Below are 3,544 nucleotides of genomic sequence, written 5' to 3' on the forward strand. Positions count from 1 at the left end.
TGTCTGCGGGTTTCCCGCGTCCTTCGCCAGCGTCGTTACGCTGGCGGGGATGTTGAAGATGACCCAGTGCCACCAGCCGCTACCCGTCGGGGCGTCCGGGTCATAGACAGCCACGGCAAAACTCTTGGTCCCTGCGGGGGCACCCTTCCATTGAAGTTCGGGCGAGACATTACTGCCTTGGCACCCAAATCCATTGAATACCTGCTCGTTGGCAATGCGCCCGCCTTCCTTCACTTGAGGGCTTGTCAAGGTAAAACTGTCCGCCATGACGGTTTCAGCCATCAAGAGGTTGGCCAGCACAAACAAAAAAACTTTCCGCATCGTGGTCTCCATTGCATGATTTATTCGTCTCGTCCGGACCGTGTCCCACGGGGCCATGGTAGACCTTTCCGGATGAATGGGCAATAAAACCCGGCCTTGAACCGGGTTATGGGGATGCCTCCGGACATTCTTGAATCGCGTAATGGAGGGGTGTACTGTCCTGACAAACGGAGCACTGCGGCGCGTTCTGGTAGGTGACTCATCCATGAGGCGACTTTTTCGTTTACTCTAGGCCATCTCACCTGTCTCCAACATTTCGCCAGCAGAAAACCCATTTCAATCCATGAAAATCAACATCCTGAGCGATCTCCACATCGAATTCCATACCTACGAATCGGAAACCACGGACGCGGATGTCGTGATTCTGGCTGGCGACATCGGCGTTGGTTTATCCGGGATTCGCTGGGCCAGTCACGCTTTCCCCGGAAAGGAAATCATTTATGTCCTGGGGAACCATGAGTACTATCGCCAGGAACGTCAGTCCTTACTGCAACAGGCCCGGGCAGAAGCCCGACGCTCCGGCATCCATTTACTGGAAAACGATGAAGTGGTCATTCAAGGTACTCGTTTCCTGGGCTCAACGCTTTGGACTGATTTCGAGTTGTTTGGTGGCGAGGCGAAAGCCCGTTGTCTGCAGATCGCGGCTATGCGTCTCAGCGATTTTCATATTATCCGGGAAAACGAGACAGAGCTTTTCACGCCTGAAGTTTCTCTTGAATTACACGTTTCTTCCGTTGCCTGGCTCGCCTATAAACTCGATGTCGAATCATTTGACGGTCCAACGGTGGTAGTCACCCACCATGCACCACACCAGAAGAGTGTTGCTGAAAAGTATAAAGATGATTTGCTGTCCGCCTGTTATGCAAGCAAACTTGAACGACTGATGGGTTCCAGTGCGCTGTGGATTCATGGCCATACCCATACCAATTTCGACTATGAGGTGAAGGGGACCCGGATTGTTTGCAATCCCCGCGGCTATGCCTCATCCCCCAGCAGTATCGAGAACGCAGGTTTCAACCCGGGGTTGACGATCGAAATTTTTTAACATGGCTTCTCACCAGGAGACGGCCTATTGACTGAAGCCTTTGACATACTGGTCCAGCAAGTCTTTGGCAAGTTTCTGAGCATCCTTATACATGCACGTGTTCCAGCAAAATAACCCGCGCCGTGGCGCCAACCAACAGCGTGTCGCGGCCCAATTCCATGGTAACGTTGTTTATGGCACGTATGACCGAAACTGTAACGGGATCGAGCGTACGGTCAGTTCTGGGCTTCAGTATCACGGATATGCTTCTCAAAGATCATTTGTGCAGTTTCCAAATTGCGTGGATTTGTGGTGGCGAGCAGATCTGCGTAAACCAGTAGGGGCGGCACGATGTCGGGCCTGTTTTCGTCAGATGCAAAATCCCAAAAGGTTTCCAGTATCTCGATGTCGCCACTATCGTCAGCCCTCAACTTGTTATCCCTGACCAACTTTATGAGATTTTTTTTGACGGCTCCTGCATTCATATAAATGGTACAGATTGCTGGTCGCAGATAATCGGTCAGTTTTTCTGCAGCCACTTCCCCGCCCCATTGGGCGCTGTATTGGGCGATGTCAACCTTGCGCCACCATTCTGCGTCCTCCGCTCGAAAGCGCCTGGGATTCAATTTTGGGCGGAGCTTGATGGGATAATTGGTGACCCATTCTTCAATCAGGCGTTTCCGCTCCAATATCCGGCGATCGCCTTTTTTGTGTCCTCCCAAAGCCAGGCCTCGGGTGTTCAGGTCGAAAAATACCCAGCCCACAGCACCCAGCGCCACCTGGGCCGTTTGTTTGATTTCCCGATAGGACGCATTGAGCAACTCGGGCTTGCACAAGAGGGCAAAAACCATCCTTAATGCCGTTGGTGTCCCGGCCTGTTGTGTCTCATTGGTGGTGAGTACGAATTCTTTCTTATCCCTGGGACGTTGTCCCGTGATCAGCACGAACAACCCAGGTCCCTTGAGGTATGCGTTTCCCAGGGTATCGATGAACTGGAGATCAAGTGCCCGGCATTTTTCGGCCATTTCCACCGTGACACGAGGGGTAACCAGTAACCCAGGCTGCGGATACTTTGCCATCCGGTTCTTGGCGAGCCCAATTGTGCCAAAGCGATCTACCCGCTTGATTTCCGCCATGTAATGGTAGGTGTTGCCCTCCACCACTATCTCAATGATCGCATCGACGGTGATATTTCCAGCAAGGCGTGCCTCTCTGGCGGTGATCCTCGCATCAATACCTGCGACCGCTTTCAGAGCGGTGATGGCGCGCTCTAGTGTCTCTTTTTCATCGATTAATAAGATATTTTCTTTTATCTGGTTCATTTTGTTCGTGGATATACAATGTTCACGTTACGTGAACATTAAATGTTTATGAACAAATCGTCAAGTCATTTGTTCAACATTTAGACTTGTTCGCGTAACGCGAACAAACTGCAATAATGGACGAACGAAGTAAAAGCCCTTCCCGACAGCAAGGCCATGCACCGGTATCCAGCCAATGACCCCCTTGCCGGGCATTGGTCTGTCATGGTGAACGGGAACTGGCGCTTGACCTTCACCATTGAGGGGGACGGTGCCGAATTGGTTGATTATCTGGACTCTCACTAGGAGACTTCATTATGAGCAGAATGCACAATCCAGCGCACCCCGGCGAAGTATTGCGGGAATGGTTGCCGGAAGGGATGACAGTTACTCAAGCGGCAAAGGAATTACAGATTTCCAGAGTGACGCTTTCCAAAGTGCTGAACGGCAAGGCCGGGGTGACAGCAGGAATGGCGCTACGACTTTCCGCCTGGCTTGGGACAACCCCTGATGTTTGGCTGGGGGTGCAAATGCAATGGGACTTGTGGCAAGCCGAGCGAGTACCACAGCCGAATATCAAGCCGATGGAAAGGATGGCTGCTTGACCACGATTGACCCTATAACGAAGCGCAGGCCCGTGACGCAAGCGAATGGGGGGATATTGCCACTCCCTTGGTGGGAAAAATAAATTAACCCCATGAACGGATTCGTGACAGTCACGGAAACCATCCCTGAAACCGCATCATTCCGAAGCAATCAAGTACTTTGATTTATGATGGGTGAGATGATGGGCGGCTGAAAAAAATGCCCTGGAAGCCCCGTGTTTATTGATGTGATGGTGGAGGTAAGCGGGATCGAACCGCTGACCTCTTGCATGCCATGCAAGCGCTCTCCCAGC

Annotated in this window: 4 protein-coding genes and 1 pseudogene; 3 read left to right on the plus strand and 2 right to left on the minus strand. The window is 51.9% G+C overall.

All coding sequences use genetic code 11. From position 1 onward, the window contains the following. On the minus strand, nt 1-321 hold a 321-nt coding region (locus tag M6F29_RS11450; RefSeq protein WP_298159970.1), incomplete at its 3' end, for a YbhB/YbcL family Raf kinase inhibitor-like protein. A 283-nt stretch (nt 322-604) separates the two neighbouring features. On the opposite strand from M6F29_RS11450, the gene M6F29_RS11455 reads away from it, so the two are divergent. Continuing rightward, nucleotides 605-1,366, plus strand: a complete 762-nt coding sequence (locus M6F29_RS11455) for a metallophosphoesterase (RefSeq protein ID WP_298159973.1) — start codon at nt 605-607, stop codon at nt 1,364-1,366. A 215-nt stretch (nt 1,367-1,581) separates the two neighbouring features. Here the strand turns inward: M6F29_RS11455 and M6F29_RS11460 are convergent, their stop codons facing one another. Then, a complete protein-coding gene (locus tag M6F29_RS11460) occupies nt 1,582-2,667 on the minus strand; it encodes a type IV toxin-antitoxin system AbiEi family antitoxin (protein WP_298159975.1) in 1,086 nt (361 codons plus the stop codon). Between the two features lie 180 nt (nt 2,668-2,847). On the opposite strand from M6F29_RS11460, the pseudogene M6F29_RS11465 reads away from it, so the two are divergent. Continuing rightward, nucleotides 2,848-2,952, plus strand: a pseudogene (locus M6F29_RS11465) (type II toxin-antitoxin system RelE/ParE family toxin); the annotation flags it as partial. A gap of 11 nt (nt 2,953-2,963) precedes the next feature. Beyond that, on the plus strand, nt 2,964-3,251 hold the full coding sequence (locus tag M6F29_RS11470) for a HigA family addiction module antitoxin (protein WP_298159978.1): 288 nt from the start codon (nt 2,964-2,966) through the stop codon (nt 3,249-3,251). Nucleotides 3,252-3,544: the final 293 nt, after the last annotated feature.

It is taken from the genome of Ferrovum sp., assembly GCF_027317285.1.
Lineage (GTDB): Bacteria > Pseudomonadota > Gammaproteobacteria > Burkholderiales > Ferrovaceae > Ferrovum.

Excerpts from the sequence above, each read along its gene's own strand:
- M6F29_RS11455 (WP_298159973.1), top strand. The coding sequence starts at position 605 with ATGAAAATCAACATCCTGAGCGATCTCCACATCGAATTCCATACCTAC.
- M6F29_RS11460 (WP_298159975.1), bottom strand. The coding sequence starts at position 2,667 with ATGAACCAGATAAAAGAAAATATCTTATTAATCGATGAAAAAGAGACA.
- M6F29_RS11470 (WP_298159978.1), top strand. The coding sequence starts at position 2,964 with ATGAGCAGAATGCACAATCCAGCGCACCCCGGCGAAGTATTGCGGGAA.